At 46.9% G+C, this 24,042-nt stretch carries 18 protein-coding genes; 11 read left to right on the forward strand and 7 right to left on the reverse strand.

From position 1 onward, the window contains the following. Positions 1-111: 111 nt before the first annotated feature. Positions 112-549, forward strand: a complete 438-nt coding sequence (locus ACESPU_RS04345; RefSeq protein ID WP_122378617.1) for a DUF6078 family protein — start codon at positions 112-114, stop codon at positions 547-549. Next, complete coding sequence (gene pbpC / locus ACESPU_RS04350) at positions 521-3,067, forward strand: penicillin-binding protein 1C (RefSeq protein ID WP_373133158.1); 2,547 nt, start codon at positions 521-523, stop codon at positions 3,065-3,067. The genes ACESPU_RS04345 and pbpC overlap by 29 nt, the downstream gene beginning before the upstream one ends. Before the next feature lie 8 nt (positions 3,068-3,075). Here pbpC and ACESPU_RS04355 read toward each other — a convergent pair whose 3' ends face one another. Further along, positions 3,076-4,518: an alpha-amylase gene (locus ACESPU_RS04355; RefSeq protein WP_288653588.1), complete on the reverse strand. Its 1,443-nt coding sequence runs from the start codon at positions 4,516-4,518 to the stop codon at positions 3,076-3,078. Positions 4,519-4,623: 105 nt separating this feature from the next. Here ACESPU_RS04355 and ACESPU_RS04360 point away from each other — a divergent pair, with 105 nt between their 5' ends. Together ACESPU_RS04360 and ACESPU_RS04365 are read left to right on the forward strand one after the other, a co-directional pair. Beyond that, on the forward strand, positions 4,624-6,390 hold the full coding sequence (locus tag ACESPU_RS04360) for an alpha-glucosidase (RefSeq protein WP_373133159.1): 1,767 nt from the start codon (positions 4,624-4,626) through the stop codon (positions 6,388-6,390). Between the two features lie 97 nt (positions 6,391-6,487). Beyond that, complete coding sequence (locus tag ACESPU_RS04365) at positions 6,488-6,739, forward strand: GlsB/YeaQ/YmgE family stress response membrane protein (RefSeq protein ID WP_005857281.1); 252 nt, start codon at positions 6,488-6,490, stop codon at positions 6,737-6,739. Positions 6,740-6,851: 112 nt separating this feature from the next. Here the strand turns inward: ACESPU_RS04365 and nhaA are convergent, their stop codons facing one another. The 6 genes from nhaA to ACESPU_RS04395 all read right to left on the reverse strand — a co-directional run bounded on the left by nhaA (position 6,852) and on the right by ACESPU_RS04395 (position 14,223). Next, entirely contained in the window at positions 6,852-8,213 is a 1,362-nt protein-coding gene (nhaA, locus tag ACESPU_RS04370; protein ID WP_005862682.1) for a Na+/H+ antiporter NhaA, read from the reverse strand. Between the two features lie 114 nt (positions 8,214-8,327). Then, complete coding sequence (locus ACESPU_RS04375; RefSeq protein WP_005862684.1) at positions 8,328-9,536, reverse strand: cation:proton antiporter; 1,209 nt, start codon at positions 9,534-9,536, stop codon at positions 8,328-8,330. Between the two features lie 107 nt (positions 9,537-9,643). Then, a complete protein-coding gene (locus tag ACESPU_RS04380) occupies positions 9,644-10,243 on the reverse strand; it encodes a YigZ family protein (RefSeq protein ID WP_005862686.1) in 600 nt (199 codons plus the stop codon). A 3-nt stretch (positions 10,244-10,246) separates the two neighbouring features. Continuing rightward, positions 10,247-10,468, reverse strand: coding sequence for a hypothetical protein (locus tag ACESPU_RS04385; protein ID WP_005857287.1), 222 nt, complete (start codon positions 10,466-10,468; stop codon positions 10,247-10,249). Beyond that, on the reverse strand, positions 10,465-13,320 hold the full coding sequence (uvrA, locus tag ACESPU_RS04390; protein WP_373133160.1) for an excinuclease ABC subunit UvrA: 2,856 nt from the start codon (positions 13,318-13,320) through the stop codon (positions 10,465-10,467). The genes ACESPU_RS04385 and uvrA overlap by 4 nt, the downstream gene beginning before the upstream one ends. A 156-nt stretch (positions 13,321-13,476) precedes the next feature. Next, a complete protein-coding gene (locus ACESPU_RS04395) occupies positions 13,477-14,223 on the reverse strand; it encodes a potassium channel family protein (protein ID WP_211737931.1) in 747 nt (248 codons plus the stop codon). A 197-nt stretch (positions 14,224-14,420) separates the two neighbouring features. On the opposite strand from ACESPU_RS04395, the gene gadC reads away from it, so the two are divergent. From gadC to ACESPU_RS04430, 7 genes are all read left to right on the forward strand, one after another. After that, entirely contained in the window at positions 14,421-15,908 is a 1,488-nt protein-coding gene (gene gadC / locus ACESPU_RS04400) for a putative glutamine/gamma-aminobutyrate antiporter GadC (RefSeq protein WP_005857294.1), read from the forward strand. A gap of 160 nt (positions 15,909-16,068) precedes the next feature. Next, positions 16,069-16,281, forward strand: a complete 213-nt coding sequence (locus tag ACESPU_RS04405) for a hypothetical protein (RefSeq protein ID WP_005857296.1) — start codon at positions 16,069-16,071, stop codon at positions 16,279-16,281. A 138-nt stretch (positions 16,282-16,419) separates the two neighbouring features. Then, complete coding sequence (locus ACESPU_RS04410; RefSeq protein ID WP_022192595.1) at positions 16,420-17,976, forward strand: DUF4435 domain-containing protein; 1,557 nt, start codon at positions 16,420-16,422, stop codon at positions 17,974-17,976. 98 nt (positions 17,977-18,074) lie between these two features. Then, positions 18,075-19,841 (forward strand): ArnT family glycosyltransferase, encoded by a 1,767-nt coding sequence (locus ACESPU_RS04415; RefSeq protein ID WP_373133161.1) that lies wholly within the window; start codon positions 18,075-18,077, stop codon positions 19,839-19,841. 24 nt (positions 19,842-19,865) lie between these two features. Next, a complete protein-coding gene (locus tag ACESPU_RS04420; protein WP_158532859.1) occupies positions 19,866-21,107 on the forward strand; it encodes an anaerobic sulfatase-maturation protein in 1,242 nt (413 codons plus the stop codon). After that, on the forward strand, positions 21,097-22,629 hold the full coding sequence (locus ACESPU_RS04425) for a TldD/PmbA family protein (protein WP_008772291.1): 1,533 nt from the start codon (positions 21,097-21,099) through the stop codon (positions 22,627-22,629). Before ACESPU_RS04420 ends, ACESPU_RS04425 begins: the two co-directional genes overlap by 11 nt. Before the next feature lies 1 nt (position 22,630). Next, entirely contained in the window at positions 22,631-23,950 is a 1,320-nt protein-coding gene (locus tag ACESPU_RS04430) for a TldD/PmbA family protein (RefSeq protein ID WP_005862700.1), read from the forward strand. The last annotated feature ends 92 nt before the right edge of the window (positions 23,951-24,042 follow it).

Raw genomic sequence — 24,042 nt, forward strand, 5'->3', positions numbered from 1 at the left:
TATACCAAGATGCAATGATCTATCCGTATATCTCCTTTTCGAACAATCACTTCTCAAATATATTCGCTATATTTGCGTTCAATGAAACATCTAAGATTGTAAAACAAGATCATGCCCAAGAAACTACACAAGGAAATCCCCATCGACTACGCCGTCTGCCAGCAACAAGATTGCCCTCGGGCCGGAAAGTGCCTGCACCAGATCGCCTACCAACCGCTCATCGAACAACCGGCAACCGTATTACGGCTGCTGAACCCCACCCTCTGTACCCGGGATGAGGCTTGCCCCTACTTCCGAGACTCCGCTCCCGTCACCTACGCACGGGGCTTCACCGGGATGCAGAGCCGGATGTTCCCGGCGCAATACCAGCAATTCATGTCGATACTCATGTCCCATTTCGGACGTAACCCCTACTTCGAGCGGCGAAGGGGCGAATTTCCACTCTCACCTAAAGAGCAAAGGATCGTGCTAAACGCCTTGCGAAGAGTCGGAGTGACGGAAGAGCTAAGGTTCGATCATTATGAGGAGAGTGTCAATTGGTATGATTGAGGCAGTACTCCTTATAAAGTACCGCAATACTCAGCCGGACAGTACCGCAGTACTTCGTAAGGAGTACCGCAGTACTTTGCGCACAGTACTACAGTACTTCCTACGGAGTACTGGCAGATGCCTCAGCCATCTATCCAAGTCGCTATTACCAAGGCCGGGACGAGTGCTATGGCGCCTCCTCGCATCCCTCTTGGGGATCGGCGTGACGGCGTGGTGTGTCATGTATGGCATCGTACCCCGGCAATTATTTCCCGCCCCCTGCTCTACTTTATTATATTCGGCCGAGGGCGAGCTTTTAGGCGCACGTATCGCACCGGACGGGCAATGGCGTTTCCCGGCGACGGATAGCTTGCCCGACAGATTCGTGGATTGCTTGCTCACGTACGAGGACAAACGGTTCTTTTACCATCCCGGGATAGACCCCGCCGCCATCGTCCGGGCGATCCGCTTGAACGGGAAAGCGGGGCGTGTGGTGAGCGGAGGAAGTACCTTGACCATGCAATTGGCACGCATAGCGAGAGGGAACCAAGACCGGACCTTCTACGAGAAAACGATCGAGATGTGCTGGGCGCTCTTTCTGGAAACCACCTATAGCAAACAAGAGATACTGAACCTCTATGCCTCGCACGCTCCCTTCGGGGGAAACGTAATCGGGCTGGAGACCGCCGCATGGCGTTATTTCGGGCGAAGCGCCTCCGAGCTATCGTGGGCCGAGAGCGCTACGCTGGCCGTCCTTCCCAACTCCCCCGCCTTGATCCACCCCGGGAGAAACCGGAAACAACTGAAGGAGAAGCGGGATCGCTTATTGGCTTCCCTTCAAAAGAAAGGTATATTGGAAGAGACTGAATACGAACTGGCCTGCATGGAGCCACTTCCCGAAGCCCCTCTCCCTTTACCTAATGATGCCCCTCACCTGTTAGAAAGACTGGCCGCGGAACAACCGGGACAACGCATCCAAACCTCCGTCCGCCAAGCCCTGCAACGGCAGACACAGGCCCTCGTAAACCGTTATGCCCGTGAATACAGTTCCAACCATATCCATAATCTGGCGGCGATCGTAGCGGACGTGGAGACCGGGGAGGTATTGGCCTACGCCGGAAACGCTACCTATCCGGCCGACGAGCGGCGGGGGAACCAAGTGGATATCATCACCTCGCCCCGCAGCACGGGAAGCATCCTCAAGCCCTTCCTGTATGCCGGTATGCTGCACGACGGGCTGTTGCTCCCCTCCATGCTGGTATCGGACGTGCCCTTGAATATAAATGGCTTCTCCCCCCATAATTACAACAAGACATTCTACGGGGCGGTACCGGCCCATGTAGCCATAGAGCGCTCCTTGAACGTTCCCTTGGTACGTATGCTCTCCCAGTATAATACCGGACGCTTTATGTCTTTACTGAAATCGTGGGGAATGACTACCTTACGTTTCTCCGAGGAACATTACGGGGCCTCCTTGATCTTGGGAGGGGCCGAGGGAACCTTATGGGATCTTTCCGGTATGTATGCCTCCATGTCTCGTGTGCTTAAACATTACCGTACTTACAACGGACGCTATAATCCGGCGGATATCCATCCGCTGACTCCCTTTCCGGCGGAGAGGAAGGAACCTATCCGTTCCCTTACCGATAGCCGGCTCACCGATAAGGCGCTCCTTTCCTCCGCGGCCCTGTGGTACACGTTCGAGGCGATGTCTGCTCTGAACCGTCCCGAGGAAGAGGCCGACTGGCAACAATTCGAGTCGATGAAACGGATCGCATGGAAGACCGGGACGAGTTACGGGGGACGAGACGCTTGGGCGATCGGCACGACTCCCCGCTACGTCGTCGGCGTATGGGCAGGTAACGCTTCCGGCGAGGGCCGTCCGGGACTTACGGGTGTCGGCAACGCCGCCCCGGTCCTTTTCGATCTCTTTTCCCTATTGCCCGGTGGCGAATGGTTCGACCTGCCCTATGATGAGACGCTTCCCATGGCGATCTGCCGGAACAGCGGACATAAAGCCTCGCCCTACTGCGAGCAAACGGACACCTTATACATGCCGCTGTCCGGCAATAACACGGGGATTTGCCCCTACCATAAGCTCGTGCATCTATCGGCGGACGGACGGTACAGGGTCAATAGTTCCTGCGAGTCTGTCGACCGGATGATCAGCCGCCCGTGGTTCGTGCTTCCTCCCGCGCAGGAGTATTACTACCGCAACTATCACATCGATTATATCCCGCTCCCTCCGGTAAAACCCGGCTGCGGGCAAGACCTGAACCGCCAGATCGAACTGATCTATCCCGAGCATAACGCCATTCTCTACCTTCCGAAAGGCTTCTCCGGAAAGTCTGAGAAATTTATCTTCAAGGCCGCCCACGCCCGCCGTGACGCTACGATTTACTGGCATCTGGACGAAAGCTATCTGGGAGAGACCACCGAGAATCACCAGATCAGTTGCTCCGTGAGCCAAGGAAAACATCTCCTTACCCTCATCGACAACGAGGGGAACCAAAAGAAAATACAATTCGAGGTCAAGTAAAGCATCCGTTAAGCCTTGACCCAAACAGCCAATTTGCCTCCCTTGACAAGGAAACGGCCCTTCCCTTCCTCATCAATCGCCACGGTATCTTTTACCGAGCCTGTGATCTCATGCCATACCTCGCCTTTCCGGTTCTCCCCCACAGGCATTGTTTTCTCTCCATCTTCCCCGTTCGAGATAACCACCGCCAAGCCCGAATCAGCATGTCCCGGATCTCCCAAGCGTACGAAACCGATCGTGTTCGGATGATCAAAATAATCCACCTCTTCCCCGTACGCATATTCTTTCCGGGTACGCAATAGCATATCCAATACCTTACGATGGGGAGATTTCTTCCCTTTTACGCCATAATAATCCCCATAAAAGATACACGGATACCCTTTCTTCATCAACAGGATCAAACCGTAGGCGGAAGGTTTGAACCAATCCTTCACCTGCGACTCCAAAGAACTGTTTTTCTGGGAATCATGGTTATCCACGAAGGTGACGGCTTGATCCGGGCATATCTCGACCAAGGTCCCTTTTAATAGATCGCGTAAATCATAGTCACGACCTTTCTCGGAAGCCTCATTCAAGTTATAATGTAAGGCTACGTCAAACAAATCCACGTTATATTCTACTTGCGACAGGTAAGCCTCCAACGATTCGGTATCGTTTTTCCAATATTCCCCGACAGCGTAGAAACCCTCTCCCCGATCCGCTCTCACCGCCTCCAGAAAATGCTTGATAAACTGGTCGTTCATATGCTTGATCGCATCGAGTCGCATACCGTCCAAGTTTAGTTCGTTCGATACCCAGATCCCCCATTCCTGCATCTCACGCACGACTTCAGGGTTATCGAAATCCAGATCGGCGAACATGAGATAGTCGTAATTTCCATTCTCATCATCGACTCCCTCACTCCAATGTTTTCCCTCTCCCAGAATCTGGAATATACCTTCCTTCTTGCGGGACACATCATAGTCCGTCCCGGAGAAATGAAACCAATGCCATTTAAAATTAGAATACATATTACCACGCCCCGGGAAGTCGAAGCCGGTCCAGCCCTCTATCTCATGGGGTTCGCTGGTAGCGTTTTCCCGTTGCCCAGGATCTACCTCTTGCGCCATAAACCACTCGGTATAATCGGCTCCCGCCTTATGGTTCATCACGGCATCCAGATATACGCCAATCTGGTTCCGGTGAAGTTCCTCGATCATTTCTTGAAGTTCCTGTTTAGTTCCATACTTGGTGCGTATGGTCCCTTTTTGGTCGAACTCCCCCAAATCATATAGATCATAGGTTCCATACCCCTCGTCCGCTTGCTCATGGCCTTTGTAAGCGGGTGGAATCCATACGGCGCTGATCCCGATCTCATGTAAATGCGAGGCGTCATCCTTCAGCCGTTTCCACAGCATTCCATCGTTCGGCAGATTCCATTCGAAATACTGCATCATTACTCCATTTTCCATATGTTTCTTCTATTTGTTGATAAAACAACACTTCCTAAGCGTCATAAGTTGCTGAAACTAACCACCACATCCTTTTGTTATAGTAAAAAACTAAAGAATAATAAGATGGATTCAAAGCATGTTACAGAGAGTACGTCCGGTCAAGAGGACATTCAAAAGACTTGGTGGAAAGAAGCGATTATATACCAAATCTATCCCCGTAGCTTTCAGGACAGCGATGGCGACGGAATCGGTGACTTAAACGGTATCACCTCCCGCTTGGATTATATACAAAGCTTGGGTGTGGATATCATCTGGTTAAACCCGATCTTTCTCTCTCCCAACGATGATAATGGTTACGACATCAGCGACTATCGGGAAATCATGAGAGAATTCGGTACGATGGAAGATTTCGACCGCCTCCTGAAAGAGATTCATAAACGGGAGATGCGACTGGTACTGGACTTGGTAGTAAACCATACCAGCGACGAGCATCCTTGGTTCGAGGAAGCCCGTAAATCCAGACATAATTCCTATTATAATTATTACCATTGGTGGCCGGCCGAGAAAGGTGAGCCTCCCTTGCGCCTCAGCTATTTCGACGAGGAAGGCAACGCTTGGACGTATAACAAGCCAACCGACTCGTATTACCTGCATTATTTCTCCCGGAAACAACCCGACTTAAATTGGGAGAACCCAGAGGTACGCCAAGAGATTTTCGATATGATGCGCTTCTGGTTCGATAAAGGGATAGACGGTTTTCGCATGGATTCCATCTCTCTTATCGCCAAAGATCCCTCATTCCCTCTCATAGATTCCAAGAAATATCCGGATATCTTTTCTTTCTATGCCAAAGAGCCTCGCCTACACCTCTATCTTCACGAGATGAATCGGCAGGTATTAAGCAAATACGATTGTATGAGTGTTGGAGAAGGTTCGGCCGTGATGGTAGATGATGTCGCTAAATTTGTCGATCCGGCCCGGGAAGAGTTGAATATGCTTTATCATTTCGACGCCGCCCGTATCCGGAATACAACCCTACCGGACAATCCGGAATCCGGTATAGACTATAGCTTGATCGCCCTAAAGAAGATGTTTACGGAATGGGATAAGGCGGTAGATAAGGGTTGGCCCTCGATCTACTTGGGTAATCATGACCAGCCCCGTATGGTCAGTCGCTTTGGTAGCGATAAGGATGAGTTCAGGGCCTTGTCCGCCAAGAAGCTTATTACTTTTCTGCTTACGATGAGAGGAACGCCTTATTGGTTCGCCGGGGACGAGATAGGTATGCGTAACATTCGGTTCGACCATATCGAGGATTATAACGATATCGATACGATCAACCGCTATAAGAAAGCGAAAGCAGAGGGTAAAGATCCGCAGGCGGTATTGGACGAACAGAAAGAGACCGGACGAGACAACGCCCGCACTCCTTTCCAATGGGATCGCTCGCCGGAAGCGGGATTTACGGCAGGAACCCCTTGGTTAAAGGTAAATCCGGATTATACTTGGATAAACGTAGCGGACGAAGAAAAAGATCCGACCTCCATACTTAATTATTTTAAGAAAGTAGTCAGCTTCCGTAAGGAGAATCCGAGTTTGATTTATGGCAGTTATCATTTGCTGGATGCGGAGAATCCCCAATCCTATACCTTCTTACGCAAGACTGGGGCCGACACTTATCTGATTATGCTCAATTTCTCCCCCAAGGCGGCAATCTCCACTCCGGGGATAGATATGAGTAACGCACACGTCCTATTGGACAATTACGGGGACCGAAGTCATATGGCGCCTCAAAAAGATATCACGCTCCGTCCTTTCGAAGCGATTGTCTTTCAATTGAACCATCCCGTCTATGAATCCTTCATAGATTCGCTAGATCTTTTGGAATGATTCGTTAAAAAGAGGTACAAAACGCAACCAAAGACTTTTCGGATGTGTTTAAATACAAAGCATCAGAACTTTTTAATAAAATATAAAACTATTCGTTATGGGATTTATTTGGTCTATTATCATCGGTATCGTAGCCGGTTATCTGGCTGGTAAGATTATGCGTGGAGGAGGTTTCGGGGTCATTGTTAATTTGATCCTAGGTATTATTGGAGGTGTATTGGGTGGCTGGGTATTCAGTTTACTAGGCATATCGGCCGGTGGTATCTTAGGGAGCTTGATAACCTCTACGGTCGGAGCTATTTTGTTATTATGGATCGGCTCGCTATTCAACAAATCCAAAGAGGTTTAAGAAGGCGTGCTCAATTATCAAATCATATATTACATGGCAACAAGATCTCACGAAACTTTAGTTACGGCATAATATAATGTAAAAGGCAGTCCTTGCCGGACTGCCTTTTTATTTAGATCGTTTCCACTTTTTCTTTAGGTAAAACCCATTTCAATACCAGATAACCGCAAAGACCGGATATAAACGATCCCGTGAATACACCCAGCTTCGCCTGATTCAAGAGATCGGCACCCGCCGCCGTACTGCCGTCAAAGGAAAGATTCGCTATGAACAAGGCTACCGTGAAACCTATTCCTCCCAACATGGATACTCCAAATAAATTACGCTTGCTCATGCCTGTAGGCATGGAGGCGAATGGCGTACACGCAAACAAGTAAGAGAAAGAGAATATACCTAATGTCTTTCCTACAAATAGGCCCACGAACACCGCCAAGGGAACATTAACCAATGTCTGGGGTTGGATATCCCCGAATGTCACACCGGCATTCACGAAAGCGAATAAAGGAAGTATCACATAGTTTACCAAAGGATGCAACTTATCAGCGATGGTCTGCAACGGACTGATCGTTTTATCCGCCAACGTATGGATGTTATTCAATACCTGAATTTGTGTAGGCGTAAGCACTTCCGCTTTACGGGACTGACGAACCTCGGTATAGTCCAGCATATTCAAATACCCGGTCATATCACACGTGAAATCATCTAGCTTAACAACCGGACGGGCTGGAACCGTAAAGGCGATCAACACGCCGGCGATTGTCGGATGGATTCCTGACTCCAGAAATAGCAGCCAAACGATAAAGCCACCGATATAGAAAAACAATCGGTTGTGTACCCGGAACTTTCCTCCCACATACAACAAAGCGAGGACTATCAGGGATATCAACAAAGGCTCGAAAGCGATATGCCCGCTATAAAACAGGGCGATAATTATAATACCTCCAATATCATCCACCACAGCCAAGGCGGTCAAGAAGATACGCATGCTCAACGGCACCCGCTTCCCCAACAAGCCCAATACGGCCAAGGCGAAAGCGATATCCGTAGCCATCGGAATAGCTGCCCCGTTTACCTCGGGAGGCGTATTACATACTAACATATAAAATAAGACCGGCACGATCATTCCACCACAAGCGGCGATAATAGGCAATAGCGCCTTCCGCACGGAACTCAACTCACCGATCAATACCTCTTGCTTGATCTCCAGACCGATCACGAAAAAGAAAACCGCCATAAGGGCGTCGTTCACGAAAGCCAACATAGACATAGTCTCGCCATGATGCGCGAAGAAGTTAAACTGCCCGGCTTGCAGATCGATTGGAAAAGCTAATAATAAATGATACTTATGTGCCCAAGGCGAATTGGCCAAGACCATAGCGATGATGGTGGCGGCAAATAGTAAAAGACTGGCGTTCGGCTTCTGTATAGCGAAGCGACGCAACGGTTTAAGGATAACATTAATCGTACGGTCCATAAATAATAAGTTAGATGAAGGTCTTCAACAATTGATCGTACTATGACTATTCCCGTTTCCCTCTTGGGAGGGAAACGGAATATCATCTTGAAATACCTTCAAGTGTTTTTTCTATTAATTGACTGCTTTGGCTTTTCCTGCTTGCTCCAGGTTATAAGCGCTGCGTGTGAGTTTCTCTACCCAGATGACAAAGATACCAGTTAAAATTAAATTAAACACAATAGTTAACACAGAAATTATCAACATCGGGCCACCTAATCCATATCCTAAGGCTATGAAAATAACGCCGGCTCCTACCTCTCCACGGGTAAACATACCGATAGACAGCGCCAAACGCTCCCGTTTCATCCGGTCACGGTAGAAAAACAAAGGAAATAATTTACCGATATTGGATAAGAATGAGACGATTACGACGTGTAAAGCGATCATCGACCATGACATCATCGGCTGTGCGCCTGTCACCGTAGTTACTTCCGCCGCTTGCTGAGCGAAATCCACACCCATAAACACCGGCATGCTCACTCCGACAAGGAACATAAAGAGATAAGAGATAAAATCGGACACTTGATGCTCGATCTTGGTATCGATATGCTTATGCCGCATGATCATACCTACGACAAACGCAGGTAAAAGTACCTCGATATGGATGCTAGCCTCCTCCCCGTACATATGTTTCGATACCAGATAAATCACTTGCGTGATACCAAACGTCACGACGGCATAGAACAAGATGGCTTTCCAGTCTTGACGTACATTATAATATCCCATTTTCTTCCAGCCCAGAATCAAGAGCAATACTACAACCAGAATAATGACTCCCAATTGCCAGCGCAAGCCGATCATCATAATTTGCAACGGGATCATCAACAGGATCGTATCCAAGTCGTCGAAGATCGCCAATACCTGTACCTTCTTATATACCCAAGAGGCTTTTAGCCCGGCGGCGGCCAACATCGTAAACAAGATACCCGCCGAGGTAGGCGCGGCGAACCGGCTTAGCAACAGGTTCTCCTTCCAAGCGTCCCAACTTCCCCATAAATCGCCCGGAAGCAAGACAAACATATAATATAAAGCCACGAATATCCACGGAAACGCAGCCGTAGCCATCGCTATGAAATAATCTTCGGTATAAGACTTCCACCGGGTCTTATCAATCTCGAACTCACGCCCCACATTAATCATGATAAACGCAAGGCAAATAAACAAAAATGTATTAGAGATCGTCTTTACCAGCGAATACTGTTCCCCCACCATAGCGGGAAGCATTTGCGACACGACCAAACCCAACACTAGAAAAAGAGAGAATAAAAGAACTTTTTTCATTCAGATAAAACTATATTAATATTTACACAATAAAATGCAGGGGCAGGGTTCCTCATGAGCCTTGTCTCTACAAAAAACAATTGAAAATTGAATTAGTTGATCGCTTGCTACTCTTTTAGATAAGCGGTCTCAACCTTTAACAAACGATTTTTGAGGCGTTCAGCCTCTCCTTTACGGATACGAAGCGTCATCTCGCAATCCATCTCGAACTTCTGTGAGATGATAGCGGGGTTATCCTCTTTTACGATACGCATGATCCCGTTTAGGTATGGGTATTCGAAAACGACCGTGATGTCCTCGTCTACCGTACGTTCCTCGATCTCTGCGGCGGAGATAGCCTCAGCGGCGGCCGTGCGATAAGCGACGATCAGGCCGCTGGTCCCTAACTCGATCCCACCAAAGTAACGTACTACGACAATCAATAAATCGGTCAGCTCATTCGAGTTGATCTGTCCGAGGATCGGTTTCCCGGCCGTGGAAGAAGGCTCCCCGTCATCGTTGGCCCGGAACGTCTGCCGCTCTGGACCTAACATATACGCCCAGCATACATGGCGGGCATCATAATATTGTTTACGGTATTTCTCCAGTTGCTCCTTCACCTCTTCCACCGTACGCACGGGGATAGCATACGAGATAAAGCGGCTGCGCTTCTCGGTATAATATCCCTCGGCTACTTGCTTGATGGTCTTGTAACTGTCGTCTGCCATAAATCAATCCGGTATTTTAGTGTTAGACACTTCCTCCCGGTACGCCCGGAAATCTTTCATGATCTCTTCGATCTCCTCGATGAAATAAGGATCTTTCACCTTATTCCTCACCTCCTCATAATAGGTCTCTATGGCAGCCAACGCACATACGTCCTGCCCTCTCAGCACGAAGTAAGGTTCCTCCTTCTCCACGCACTGCTTGATCATTTGTATAGGATTCTTCATTTTTTCTTATTTGCTATATCTAACTCTTCTTTCAAGAACGGAGCCGTAAACCCGACGCCACTCTTCGCTAAAGCCTCCGGAGTCCCGGTGAAAAGGACGTTACCTCCACGGCGACCGCCCTCGGGGCCCATATCGATCAAGTAATCGGCGCTTTTGATAACATCGAGGTTATGTTCGATAACGATGATCGTGTTGCCTTTATCCACCAACTTGTTCAATACCCCCAGCAAGACCCGGATATCCTCGAAGTGCAGACCGGTGGTAGGTTCATCCAATACATAAAGCGTCTTTCCCGTATCCCGCTTCGCCAGCTCGGTAGCCAGCTTGACACGTTGGCTCTCGCCACCGGATAAGGTAGTAGAGGGTTGCCCCAACTTGATATATCCCAGACCTACATCCTGCAGGACCTTGATCTTGGATAAGATAGTCGGGATATTCTCGAAGAACTCCACTGCCATATTAATCGTCATATCCAAGATATCCGCAATTGATTTCCCACGAAAACGAACCTCTAGGGTTTCCCGGTTATATCGCTTGCCGTGACAATCCTCGCAAGGCACCAGCACGTCCGGAAGGAAATTCATCTCGATCGTCTTATAGCCATTTCCCTTACAGGTCTCGCACCGTCCGCCCGATACGTTAAAAGAGAAACGTCCCGGTTTATACCCTCTCACCTTCGATTCCGGAAGTTCCACGAACAGATTCCGGATATCCGAGAATACCCCCGTATAGGTAGCTGGGTTGCTCCGGGGGGAACGACCGATCGGAGATTGATCCACATTCACGATCTTATCGACATGCTCGATTCCCTCGATGGCGTCGTATGCCAAGGGGTCTTCCAGCGAGCGATAGAAATGCTGGCTCAAGATCGGTTGCAGCGTGCGGTTTATCAAGGTAGACTTTCCGCTACCCGACACACCCGTGACGCAAATAAGAGTACCCAAGGGGAAAGACACGTCCACATGCTTCAGGTTATTGCCGCTGGCTCCCTTGATCGTAATAAACTGCCCGTTGCCTTTCCGACGCTCGGCAGGAACGGCTATCTCCGTGTTTCCATTCAGATAGGAAGAGGTCAAGGTATCTACACGCAGCATCTCCTTGGGCGTTCCCTCAAAGACGACCTCACCCCCCAGACGGCCCGCTTTAGGCCCCATATCCACCACGTAATCGGCACTCAGCATCATATCCTTATCATGCTCCACGACGATCACGGAGTTTCCCGTATCACGCAATTGCTTCAAGGAGTTAATCAGACGGACGTTGTCCCGCTGGTGCAAACCGATACTCGGCTCATCCAATATATAAAGTACGTTCACCAATTGGCTTCCGATCTGGGTAGCCAAACGGATACGCTGGCTCTCGCCACCGGACAAGGTAGCGGAACCCCGGTTCATGGAAAGATAATCCAATCCCACATCCAGCAAGAAGCGCAGGCGGGAGCGTATCTCCTTCAATATCTCCGTAGCGATCCGAAGCTGTTTCGGGTCCAGCTTCTCCTCGATACCCTCCAGCCACTCGTATAATTCCGAGATATCCATGGCCGACAACTCGGCGATATTCTTTCCCGCTATCCGGTAGCTCAACGCCTCCTTATTCAACCGCCAGCCGTTACATTCCGGACAAGTGGCCATCTTGATGAATTGTCCCGCCCATTTCTGCGCCGAGGCGGATGCCTCGCTCTCCTGTTGCATCAAGATATACTTGGCGACTCCCTCATACGACAAGAAATAGTTAGACGATCCTAACGAGTCATTCTTGATCTGCAACCGCTCGTCCGTACCGTTCATGATCTCGTCCATCGCCTCCTCGGGAATATCCCGTATAGGCGTCTTGATCGTCACGCCATGCTTTTGGCAAAGCGCCTCGATCTGCCAGAATATCAACGAATTCTTATATTTACCCAAAGCGACGATGCCACCGCTATATATACTTAAGGATGGATCGGGAACGATCTTGTCCATATCCAACAAATTGACCTGTCCTAAGCCTTTACATTTCGGACACGCTCCTTGAGGGGAGTTGAACGAGAAATTATGCGGAGCCGGCTCACTGTAAGACAATCCAGTCACCGGGTCCATCAAGCGACGACTATAATGGCGAACCTCGTTAGTCTCGGCATCCAGTATCAGCACAAGGCCATCGCCTTGCTTCATGGCGATCTTCAAGCTCTCTTTCAAACGACGCTCGTCTGCCTCGGAGACAATCATCTTATCGATCACCACCTCGATGCTGTGCATCTTATAACGATCCAGCTTCATCCCATGGAAGATATCTTTCAACTCGCCATCGACACGGACGTTCAGATATCCTTTTTTACGTATCTGCTCGAAAAGTTCCTTATAATGTCCCTTACGATTACGCACAAGCGGAGCCAAGAGATACGTTTTCTTCCCGTTGTATTCATCCAAGATCAGCCTCAGGACTTGATCCTCGGTATATTTCACCATCTTCTCCCCGCTCAAATAGGAATAGGCCTCTCCCGCCCTAGCGTAAAGCAAACGGAAAAAGTCATAGATCTCGGTAGTCGTACCGACGGTGGAACGAGGATTCTTATTGGTTGTCTTTTGCTCAATGGAGATAACCGGACTCAGACCTGTTATCTTATCCACATCGGGTCTCTCCATATTCCCTAAGAAATTCCGGGCGTAAGCCGAGAATGTCTCCACATACCGCCTTTGTCCCTCGGCGAAAATCGTATCGAACGCCAATGAGGACTTGCCGCTACCACTCATGCCGGTAATCACCGTCAACTTATTCCTCGGAATCTCTACATCTATATTCTTCAGATTATGAACACGTGCGCCAAGTATGGATATGCGCCCGCCTTCCAATGCCTGCTTATCTTTTATCATCTTTTACCTATCTGGTTTTAGGGGCCGTAAAGATACGAAAAAAACAGAAGCCAATCAAACTTTCCGACAAATCATAGTGTAATCTCAGCCACTTCCTTCCGCCTGTTTGTTCCCTACGGGAAGACCTCGCAGTATCCATCGTAGGAACCAGAGTTTCTATTTATCCTTCACCTCTGGCTGGGGAGAAGGAGCCTGCATGTTCTCATAAAACCTCTTTTTCTCCTCGTTACTTTTTTGGACAAGGCTTGTCACATATACCGTAAATATTGGAAACATCATCATGCCCAAAGCAGCCAATACGACTGAGAGGACTCGTCCCGTAACCGTAATAGCGGATATGTTAGAGCCAACCGTCGTCACATCCATAAACGCCCACCATAGAGCGTCCCCATAATTAGCCACCAACGGGTTCACCTTATGCTCCAAGACAAAAAATATAAGACTTGAGAAATAAACCGTGGCCAACAACATCGTCAAGTAAGAAACAAACAAGCCGGATGCCTTATTATACGACAACCATCCCACCACGATCGCCAACGCATACCCGCCCCGTACCAAAGGAACGAAACGTAAGAAATAACTAAGCTCGGGTGAGGTGATAATATGATAATATTCTATTATATTTTGGTAAGGGATCGCTACGAGCAAGAAAATAAAGTGCGTTCGCAAATAACGTAATTTATCTTTCGATAGGAAAAGTTCCAAAACAAAATCGAAAAGAAAAAACAAACAGATCCATAATTGAATCTTCTTATAAGAAGTTTGCGTGTAAAAGGGAATATTCTTAAATGTATCGATGGAGATACTGATAACCAAGAACAGCGACAACAATAGTATAATGATATGTAACACACCATATACCCCCTTCTTTCTCAATGCGAAATCAAATACGGCCATTTTCATAAGCGTTACTATTTATTTAATTATAATCCTTTTCATTTTGGTTTATGACAACAAACCTCATATACCATTTGTTTAAACAGCGAAATGTGTTAATTAACCAAGTTTTACGTAGCAAAAACAAAACATCTTCTTTGATTCGCTGTTATAAACTCAGACTTAAACGAGAGAAGTAATTCTCATTTTTAAAACATAAATCTATGGCAAATATCAACAAGACAGTAAAGCTAGGTGTGTTTACCCTAGCAATCATGAACGTGACGGCAGTAGTATCTTTACGCGGACTGCCAGCAGAAGCCGTATACGGACTAAGTTCGGCTTTCTATTACTTATTCGCGGCAATCGTATTCTTAATCCCGACCTCTTTGGTGGCAGCGGAATTAGCGGCAATGTTCCAAGACAAACAAGGTGGTGTATTCCGTTGGGTAGGTGAGGCCTATGGAAAACGTCTAGGCTTTCTGGCTATCTGGGTTCAATGGATTGAAAGTACGATCTGGTATCCGACAGTATTAACTTTTGGAGCCGTATCCATCGCCTTCATCGGTATGGATCATCCCGAAGATATGCTGCTGGCGAATAACAAATACTACACGTTAGCGATCGTGTTAATTATTTATTGGCTGGCTACATTTATCTCACTAAAGGGATTGAGTTGGGTTGGAAAAGTAGCGAAAATTGGAGGTATGGTAGGTACTATCATCCCGGCGGCCTTACTCATCATTTTAGGTATCGTATATCTAGCGACTGGCGGGCATTCCAATATGGATTTCCACAGTAACTTCTTCCCCGACTTCAGTAAATTCGACAACTTAGTCTTAGCCGCAAGTATCTTCCTTTTTTACGCAGGTATGGAAATGGGCGGTATTCACGTGAAAGACGTTGACAATCCTTCTAAAAACTATCCGAAAGCTGTATTTATCGGTGCCTTGATCACCGTTGTAATCTTCGTACTAGGAACTTTTGCGTTGGGTATTATTATCCCAGAGAAAGACATCAATCTTACGCAAAGTTTATTAGTGGGATTCGACAATTACTTCAAGTACATTCATGCCTCATGGTTATCCCCAATTATCGCTATCGCTTTGGCATTTGGCGTATTAGCAGGAGTATTGACATGGGTCGCTGGTCCTTCCAAAGGTATATTCGCAGTTGGTAAAGCAGGTTATCTGCCCCCGTTCTTCCAGAAGACCAATAAGATCGGCGTACAGAAAAACATCCTTTATATCCAAGGAGCGGCTGTTACACTTCTTAGCTTATTATTCGTGGTAATGCCATCCGTACAAAGCTTTTATCAAATCTTATCACAGCTTACGGTGATCTTATATTTAATAATGTATATGTTGATGTTCTCCGGAGCGATCGCATTACGTTATAAGATGAAAAAAGCAGGTCGTCCTTTCCGTATCGGAAAAGGTGGCAATGGCTTGATGTGGTTGATCGGAGGTTTAGGATTCTGTGGTTCCTTATTAGCGTTCGTATTAAGTTTCATTCCTCCTAGCCAGATTTCTACAGGAAATAATACGGTTTGGTTCGCCGTTCTCTTCATCGGTGTAATAGTTGTCGTTGCGGCACCGTTTATTATCTATGCGTCTAAGAAAGCATCTTGGGTAGATCCGAACACTGAATTCGAACCGTTCCATTGGGAAGTAAAAAATGACGTATCCGAGACGAATACGACAAAAGCATAACACACATTCATCTCGATAATTACCTAGTCCGAGCTGCGAAAATATTGCAGCTCGGACTTTTTCGTAAAAATAGCACAGAATATTTACGTTTTATTATGTGTATTATAAAAATGTAATTATCTTTGCGATAGTATTCATAAAATAAAATATCAAAAGAACTATGGCACGTACAGTAGATTATTCAAAAAAGGCAGAGAAAATCAAAGAGCAAGTAGATGAATTAGTACAAGAATTAATGGCTGCTAAATCGGCTCCGGTAGTCTCCAAAAGAAGTTTAAAAGTAGCTGACATCAATTTCGAGAACGAGGATGTTAATACATTAATGCAAATACAAGCTCGCCTCGCTCGCGTTATCTTGGAGAAGAGCAAATAAGAAAAAACTCTGCTAAGGTTTTAATAAAAGCGCCTTTCCCGTCTTTAAGGATGTTTCGGGAAAGGCACTTTATTTTTCAGGTCTCGTGCGAACTTTCAAAGAAAAAGCTTATCTTTGAAAACCTAATCAATAACATGTATGGAACTAACACTCCCAACGAAAGTTAATGTGACACATCCCATCATGCTAGACACGAAGATATTAGTCGTGATCGGAGCGAACGGTGCGGGGAAAAGCTCTTTTGGCAGAGATTTATTGGAGAGATATGCGGGTCAAGCGAAAAGAATATCCGGTATACATGCCTTATTCATCAGCGATGACGAATCTAAATTATCGGCCTCCAATGAATTCGCACGTTTACAGTCTATGATCAAGGAACGACTGTTCATGCCACGTATTTCTGAATACGAGAAACTGATTTTGCAACTCCAGAGCGAGGAGTTCGAGGCGGCAGTCAATTTCAAGGAAGCCAGCAAAACTAATAACGAAGTAGATCCTCCGATCACCAAGATAGATATTATACAAGCGATCTGGGAAAAGATGTTTCCGCATAATCGCCTGATACGAAAGTCGGGATTTATCGAGCTTGTATCCACGGGGCGTGATTCAAATTCCTACACCGCCGGACGCATGAGCGATAGCGAGAAACTGGTGTTCTACTTGATTGGGGCCGCATTATGCGCATGCCCGAACGCCTTGCTCGTGATCGAAGAGCCGGAAACCCTTCTCCACAACTCAATAAAGAACCAGCTTTGGGACGAGATTGAGGCGATACGCCCGGACTGTACGTTTGTTTATCTCACACATGACATTGATTTCGCCACCTCCCGCTCCGACAGCAAACGGATCTGGATTCGTTCTTACGACGCAGATCATTCCGTATGGGATTACGAGTTGATCGAGAGTAATGAAAGTTTCCCGGAAGAAGTATATATGGAAATACTTGGCAGCCGGAAACCAATCTTGTTTATCGAAGGGACCGACACGAACAGTATCGACAGCAAGCTTTACCCCTTCATATTCCCCGATTATTTGGTGAAACCGATGGGTGGTTGCCAAAAAGTAATCGAGACAACCAAAGCGTTCGGCCAACTGAAAGACTTCCATACATTGGATAGCAAAGGTATCGTAGATCGTGACAGGCGTACGCAAGGAGAAATAAACTATCTACGGGAACAACATATTTATGTACCGGACGTAGCGGAAGTGGAGAACCTGTTGATGATAGAGGATGTGATCAAGACGGTCGCCAAACGGTTGATGAAAGATCCGGACGATGTTTTCAAGCAAGTGAAAGAAAACGTAGTACGTCTTTTCCAAAAAGAACTGGACTCGCAAGTAATCCTTCATGCCAAACATCAAGTCCGTAAAAAACTAGAGACTACCGTTGATCGCAAGATAACGACGGTGGAGCAATTAACCGAACATGTAGAGAGTATCCGTCTGAACATCCATGCGGAAGAAATATACAAAAACATAAAAGAAGAGTTCGAGTCTTATATAGAAACGGAGAACTACAAAAGCATCCTCCGTGTTTATAATCAAAAAGGGATGTTGCCACAGAGCCGTCTATGCGCGATCTGCGGTATCAGTAACAAAGAGAGTTATTTAAACCTGATTCTCTCCATATTAAAGGAAAACAAGGAGGATGCGGAAGCGATACGAAAGGCTATCAAACATTCATTGGGCACATAAAAAGTTTCTAAAAATGCGGGGAAAGTCCATAAAAAATTGTTCTTTTGCAAACTGTTTTATAACATTAATGGGCCAAAGCCCTATATATTAATTGTCATATGCGTACACCTACACTTCAATATCTTTACTTGCAAAAGCCGGTAACCATGATGGTAGTAATCTGTATTATATCTGTGTTACCTTGGATCGGCCTCGGCGACTTTTCTACCAAAGGGGAACCTCGGGAAGCGGCCGTAGCGATCTCCATGCTTGAGACAGGTAATTGGGTCTTGCCACAATCTTACGCGAACGAGTTCGCTTTTAAGCCACCGATGGCGCATTGGTTAATGGCTGCTTTCTCCTATCCACAGGGATATGTCTCTGAGTTCACCTCCCGCTTGCCATCCGCTTTAGCCTTTATTACCTTGATCGGGTTCGTATTGGTCTTTTTCGGTAAACGAATCCTAAAGTTTCAGGAGGCATTCATAGCAACCCTTCTATTGGTCACCTGCGTAGAGATACATCGAGCGGCCATGACGACCCGGGTGGATATGTTACTCACTACTTTTATAGTCATAGGGCTTTTCCAGCTATATCGATGGGAAGATAAATTAGAGCTGAAAGGACTTCCCATATTCATACCTTTATTATTAGGATGCGCCGTTCTGACCAAAGGACCGGTAGGCGTAGTATTGCCCCTATTCGTATTCGGCATTTATCTATTAATGTTAGGTCAATACAGTTATCTCACCATATTCAAGACTTTATTATATGCGGGAATTTCCTCTTTATTCCTACCGATGTTGTGGTATACCGCCGCATGGAAGCAGGGTGGAGATGAGTTCCTTAATGTCGTATTAGCGGAGAATTTCGCTCGTTTCTTACACCTAAACACTCCTGAAATTTCCTATGATCTGGGGCATGAGAATGGTGTTTGGTACAATTTCATGACGTTGGCGGCAGGCTTTATACCTTGGACTATTTTCTTTTTCTTCTCTTTATTCGGGCTGAAACTTAGCAAGCCTGAGCAACCTATTAAAGAGATCTTAAAGAATACGTGGAAACGTATCCGCTCCATGGAAAAAGTTCGTTTATTTAGTTTGGTTGCTTTAGTCGGCATCCTTTTCTTCTATTCGATCCCTTCCAGTAAACGAAGCGTATATTTAATGCCGGCTTATCCGTTCATTGCCTTGTTCTTGGCTCAGTATGCCTTATATATTACAGAATACCGTACGAAAGTAACTCGGGTATTCGCTGCCTTTTTAGCTTCCGTAGTAAGTGTCGTCATGATAGCGATCTTGCTTACGGTATTCGGTATTATTGATCCTGTTGGCATCGTCGGTCAATATACACAAAACGCATCGACCTTGGACATGGTACAAATGGTATCAGAAGTATTAGTTCACCCCAGTACGCTTACGATCTGTATTATCTTCATAAATCTATTGATATTAGGAACGGTCTATTACCAGATGTTCAAGAAAATAAATATCAAGATTCTCTACGCTACGATAGCCTTGACATTCTCGGTTAATTTATTAATTGATGGTGTCATTATGAGAGGTATTCGTGAAGGGGATTCTTGCCGTGTTTTCGCTGAACGTATCCTGAAAGAATATCCATTGAATAAAAAGAATGTATATGTCGTAAATAACCTTCGGATTTATCGGAATCTGTACGGGTTAAACTTCTATATGGGAAATATCTTCCATGACTTCGATAAAGAAACACCCGCCAAAGGTTATTTCCTGATCGGAGAAAATGAGATGGAAAAGGTACTTTCCACATACGGGGATAAATATACCTTCCGTACACTGACTAAGTCAGATCAAACGTTCAGCGAGCTAAAACAAAAAATCGTGCTTAGCGAGTTCGAGTTGAAATAGAAATGTAATATCTAATAGTATACCATGAATAGTTCCTATATTTCCCCTTTCGCCAAGCCGGTCTACATCATGTTGAAACCGGTTGGTTCTGTTTGTAATTTGGCATGCGAGTATTGTTATTACCTTGAGAAAAGTAAGTTCTATCCGGACGTGAAGAATCACATCATGACGGATCAGATACTCGAGAAGTTCATCAAGGAATACATGGAATGCCAAACCATGCAAGAAGTCTTGTTTACATGGCATGGAGGCGAGACGCTGATGCGACCGATCAGCTTCTATAAAAAAGCCTTGGAGTTGCAGCGTAAGTATGCGGGAGGACGGCAAATAGATAACTGTATCCAAACCAATGGTACCCTATTGAATGACGAATGGTGCCAATTTTTCAAGGAAAATAATTTCTTGGTGGGTGTATCTATCGATGGCCCGCAAGAGTTCCACGACGAATACCGTAGGAACCGGCAAGGACTCCCCTCTTTCTATAAGGTGATGAAGGGAATCGAGTTGCTGAAAAAACATAGGGTAGAATATAACGCCATGGCCGTCGTGAATGATTATAACGTGGATTATCCGCTGGAATTCTATAATTTCTTCAAGGAACTGGATTGCCGTTTCATCCAATTCGCCCCGATCGTGGAGCGTATCGGCCGGCACAAGGAAGGTACCAAGCTATCTTCTCCCGAGGAGCAAGATGCTGCGATCGAGCTAGCTTCGTTCTCGGTAGATAGCGAGAAATGGGGGGATTTCCTTTGCGCCTTGTTCGACGAGTGGCTGAAAGAGGATGTCGGCAAGTTCTACATCCAATTATTCGATTCCACCTTGGCCAACTGGGTAGGTGAGCAACCCGGGGTCTGCTCCTTGGCCCGCCATTGCGGTCACGCCGGGGTAATGGAGTTCAATGGCGACGTATATGCTTGCGACCATTTCGTATTCCCGGAATACAAACTCGGGAATATCCAAACAAAGACATTAACGGAGATGATGTACAGTCCGGTACAACAAAAGTTTGGAACGGATAAAGAAGATAAGCTCCCTACGCAATGCAAGGAATGCGAATATCTTTTCGCTTGCCATGGGGAATGCCCGAAAAACCGGTTCCTCCATACGCCGAATGGAGAACCGGGACTAAATTATCTATGTAAGGGATACAAGAAATTCTTCAAGCACGTAGCTCCTTACATGGATTTTATGAAAAAAGAGTTATTGAATCAACGTCCACCCGCAAACGTGATGGATTGGGCTAAACAACAACAACATGAATATTAACAGACGTGATTTCATTAAAACAGGAAGTATGGTTATGCTTGGAACATTAGCGGCTCCTTCCCTACTAGGAAGTTGCACCGGTAGTGAGAGTGATAAAGCAGCCGGTATTTCATTCGCCATGAATTATTTCAAGGTGAGTGAGGGGGATTTGAGGAAAGTATTGGCGGCAGCCTTGGAGAAAGGCGGGGATTATGCCGATTTGTTTTTTGAGCATTCATACAGGAACAACGTAGGGTTGCAGGATGGTGCCGTAAACCGTGCCTCATCTAACATCGATTTTGGGATGGGCGTACGTGTTTTGTCCGGCGACCAAACGGGATATGCCTACGTGGAGAACGTCAGCTTGGACGAGATGCTAAAGGCGGCTCGTACGGCCGCGCGTATCGCCACCGGATCAGCGAATACCGCTCCTATCAACTTAACGGAAGAAAAGCATACGAACAATTTCTATAGCGTACAAACACCTTGGGACGAGATAGCCATTAATGACAAGATGCCTTTCTTGCAGAAACTGAACGATCAGATATTTGCCAAGGACAAGCGGGTCACCAAGGTGATGGCCTCTTTGGGAGACACGACCTCTCATATCTTATTCTGTAACTCGGAAGGGCAGATTTATTACGATTATCGCCCGATGAGTGCTTTGAGTGCCGTCTGTATTATGGAAGATAACGGGAAGATCGAGAACTCGTACGCCGCACGGGCTTTTCGCATGGGAGCGGAATTCCTAACGGACGACCTGATCGACGAGCTTGCCCAAGAGGCGGTGGATAAGACCTCTATCTTATTTCAGGCGATCAAGCCAAAAGGCGGGGAAATGCCCGTTGTCATGGGTGCTGGTGGCTCTGGCATCTTATTGCACGAGGCGATCGGCCATGCTTTCGAGGCAGATTTCAACCGTAAGAACACCTCTATTTTCTCTGATCAACTGAACAAGAAAGTTTGCAACGAGCATATCAACGTGGTGGACGACGGTACGATTCCTTTCAACCGGGGCTCGGTCAATATCGATGACGAGGGTGTGGACGGACAAAAAACCTATATCGTACGGGAGGGAGTCTTGACCAGTTATCTGCACGATCGTATCAGCGCGAAACATTACGGCATCCCCTCTACGGGCAATGGCCGCCGGGAGTCTTTCCGTCAGATGCCTATCCCCCGTATGCGTGCCACTTATATGGAAGCGGGCAACGTGACGGAAGAGGAGATCATCTCTACCGTAAAGAAAGGTATCTATGCCGCCAACTTCACGAACGGGCAGGTACAGATCGGCGCAGGCGATTTTACCTTCTTCGTGAAGGATGGTTACTTGATCGAGAACGGCAAGCTCACCCAACCTATCAAGGATATCAATATCATCGGTAACGGCCCGAAAGCGTTGGCGGATATCACGATGGTGGGTAATAATTATAAAATGGATAACGGCACATGGACCTGCGGTAAGGATGGACAGTCTTGCCCGGTAACCTGCGGTATGCCGTCGGCCTTAGTCAGCAAACTTACAGTAGGAGGAGAAAATTAATATGATAACAAACGAAAATAAGAAATTGGCTCAATGGGCCATGGAATATGCCTTGAAGAATGGTTGCCAGTCTTCACGTGTCACGCTTTACAATGGTTCCAGCAGTTCGTTTGAGATACGGGATATGAAAATAGACCGTCTGCAACAGGCGTCCGAGAACAGCATGGTGGTTCATTTGTTCGTGGACGGCCGTTACGGCTCCTACTCTACCAATCGCTTGGATAAGAAAGAGCTGGAGAAGTTCATCAAGGATGGTATCGCCGCCACTCGTTTCCTCGCCGAGGACAAGGCTCGCACGCTGCCGGACGCTTCCTTGTATTATAAAGGTGGGGCGGCGGACTTGCGATTGGTCGACCCGAATTTCGACTCCGTGCAACCGGACGACAAGGTAGCGTTGGCCATGAGTGTCTGTGAGGAGATCATGGGCAAGGACGACCGGATCATCTCCGCCAACGCTTCCTACAGCGACGAGAAGGACTTTAAGTACATGGTAGCCAGCAACGGTTTCGAAGGCGAGGCTTCCGGTTCCTCTTATGGCTTGGTGGGGAGTGTCAGCATCCGTGGGGAGGGCGACGCCCGTCCCGAGTCTTATTGGTACGACTCTTCCTTGTATTATGACGAGCTAGTGAAGACCGGTATCGGTACGAAAGCGCTGGAACGGGTGCTTCGAAAACTGGGACAGCGGAAAGTGGCGTCCGGTAAATATACCATGATCGTGGATAACATGAACTCCAGTCGTCTGCTTTCTCCAGTAATCGGAGCCATTTACGGTTCCTCCATCCAGCAAAAGAACTCTTTCTTGTTGGATAAGATCGACCAAAAGGTAGCGAGCGACAAGATGACCTTGATAGATGAGCCTCATTTGGTAAAGGCTTCCGGCGCACGTTATTTCGATAGCGAGGGTGTTGCCACGAAACGTCTTCCGGTATTCGAGCAGGGTATATTGAAAACGTATTATATCGATACGTATTCCGCCAACAAGATGGGCATGGAACAAACGATCGGCTCTCCCTCGATTCTTACCATGCGGAATGGTGATAAGGATCTGGACGGATTGATCGCCTCTATCGACAAAGGTATATTGGTGACCGGCTTCAACGGTGGAAACTGCAATAGCACGACCGGCGATTTCTCGTATGGCGTGGAAGGTTTCTTGATCGAGAGAGGCAAGCTATCCCAACCGATCTCCGAGATGAACGCCACGGGTAATATGCTCTCCCTATGGAGTAACCTAGCGGAAGTCGGAAACGACCCCCGCCTATCCTCCAGCTGGCGAATCCCTTCCTTGCTTTTCAATGGGGTTGATTTTAGCGGATTATAAAAAGTAATACAGAACATTAAGAGAAGGCGGAATATTTTTGAAGTCCGCCTTCTTTATTTGTATATCCATAAAAGATTACCTATATTTGCGCT

Source organism: Parabacteroides sp. 20_3, from assembly GCF_964238835.1.
GTDB lineage: Bacteria > Bacteroidota > Bacteroidia > Bacteroidales > Tannerellaceae > Parabacteroides > Parabacteroides distasonis.

Excerpts from the sequence above, each read along its gene's own strand:
- ACESPU_RS04345 (WP_122378617.1), top strand. The coding sequence starts at position 112 with ATGCCCAAGAAACTACACAAGGAAATCCCCATCGACTACGCCGTCTGC.
- pbpC (WP_373133158.1), top strand. The coding sequence starts at position 521 with ATGAGGAGAGTGTCAATTGGTATGATTGAGGCAGTACTCCTTATAAAG.
- ACESPU_RS04355 (WP_288653588.1), bottom strand. The coding sequence starts at position 4,518 with ATGGAAAATGGAGTAATGATGCAGTATTTCGAATGGAATCTGCCGAAC.
- ACESPU_RS04360 (WP_373133159.1), top strand. The coding sequence starts at position 4,624 with ATGGATTCAAAGCATGTTACAGAGAGTACGTCCGGTCAAGAGGACATT.
- ACESPU_RS04365 (WP_005857281.1), top strand. The coding sequence starts at position 6,488 with ATGGGATTTATTTGGTCTATTATCATCGGTATCGTAGCCGGTTATCTG.
- nhaA (WP_005862682.1), bottom strand. The coding sequence starts at position 8,213 with ATGGACCGTACGATTAATGTTATCCTTAAACCGTTGCGTCGCTTCGCT.
- ACESPU_RS04375 (WP_005862684.1), bottom strand. The coding sequence starts at position 9,536 with ATGAAAAAAGTTCTTTTATTCTCTCTTTTTCTAGTGTTGGGTTTGGTC.
- ACESPU_RS04380 (WP_005862686.1), bottom strand. The coding sequence starts at position 10,243 with ATGGCAGACGACAGTTACAAGACCATCAAGCAAGTAGCCGAGGGATAT.
- ACESPU_RS04385 (WP_005857287.1), bottom strand. The coding sequence starts at position 10,468 with ATGAAGAATCCTATACAAATGATCAAGCAGTGCGTGGAGAAGGAGGAA.
- uvrA (WP_373133160.1), bottom strand. The coding sequence starts at position 13,320 with ATGATAAAAGATAAGCAGGCATTGGAAGGCGGGCGCATATCCATACTT.
- ACESPU_RS04395 (WP_211737931.1), bottom strand. The coding sequence starts at position 14,223 with ATGAAAATGGCCGTATTTGATTTCGCATTGAGAAAGAAGGGGGTATAT.
- gadC (WP_005857294.1), top strand. The coding sequence starts at position 14,421 with ATGGCAAATATCAACAAGACAGTAAAGCTAGGTGTGTTTACCCTAGCA.
- ACESPU_RS04405 (WP_005857296.1), top strand. The coding sequence starts at position 16,069 with ATGGCACGTACAGTAGATTATTCAAAAAAGGCAGAGAAAATCAAAGAG.
- ACESPU_RS04410 (WP_022192595.1), top strand. The coding sequence starts at position 16,420 with ATGGAACTAACACTCCCAACGAAAGTTAATGTGACACATCCCATCATG.
- ACESPU_RS04415 (WP_373133161.1), top strand. The coding sequence starts at position 18,075 with ATGCGTACACCTACACTTCAATATCTTTACTTGCAAAAGCCGGTAACC.
- ACESPU_RS04420 (WP_158532859.1), top strand. The coding sequence starts at position 19,866 with ATGAATAGTTCCTATATTTCCCCTTTCGCCAAGCCGGTCTACATCATG.
- ACESPU_RS04425 (WP_008772291.1), top strand. The coding sequence starts at position 21,097 with ATGAATATTAACAGACGTGATTTCATTAAAACAGGAAGTATGGTTATG.
- ACESPU_RS04430 (WP_005862700.1), top strand. The coding sequence starts at position 22,631 with ATGATAACAAACGAAAATAAGAAATTGGCTCAATGGGCCATGGAATAT.